Source organism: Pseudomonas agronomica (genome assembly GCF_025917275.1).
Classification (GTDB): Bacteria; Pseudomonadota; Gammaproteobacteria; order Pseudomonadales; family Pseudomonadaceae; genus Aquipseudomonas; species Aquipseudomonas agronomica.
On record NZ_JAOSHO010001016.1, the window covers coordinates 1 to 527 of the forward strand.

Sequence of the window (527 nt, forward strand, 5' to 3'; positions counted from 1 at the left end):
ATCGCCGGCTTGCAGCAAGGCCAGGTAGACAGCGCTGTTGGCAGACGAACCGGAGTGCGGCTGGACGTTGGCGTAATCGGCACCGAACAATTGCTTGGCGCGCTCGATGGCCAGGGCTTCGACCTTATCGACGTGCTCGCAGCCACCGTAGTAGCGCTTGCCCGGATAGCCTTCGGCGTATTTGTTGGTCAAGCCGCTGCCCTGGGCCTGCATCACACGCTTGCTGGTGTAGTTCTCCGACGCGATCAGTTCGATGTGATCTTCCTGGCGTTGCTCCTCGGCATTCATCGCCGCCAGCAGTGCATCATCGTAGCCTTGGATTTGGTCTTGCTTGCTGAACATCGCGTCTCTCCCAGCGGCGGCGGTGCGCCTTTCGTCTCGGTGAGGCACGGACCGTTTCGGTCGTGCCCTTTGGATGCGATGGTATGGCCGGCGCAGGCAGGTCAAATGCCTATGGACGCCACGCAAAGGTGCGTTTACGACATGGGATCAAATGGAATCGAACACTGCCCTTGCTCCCGCTGGGC

At 60.5% G+C, this 527-nt stretch carries 1 pseudogene; it reads right to left on the bottom strand.

Annotated elements, in window-relative coordinates:
- Window positions 1-342 (bottom strand): annotated as a pseudogene (gene glyA / locus OC610_RS28670) (serine hydroxymethyltransferase); the annotation flags it as partial.
- Window positions 343-527 lie beyond the last annotated feature (185 nt).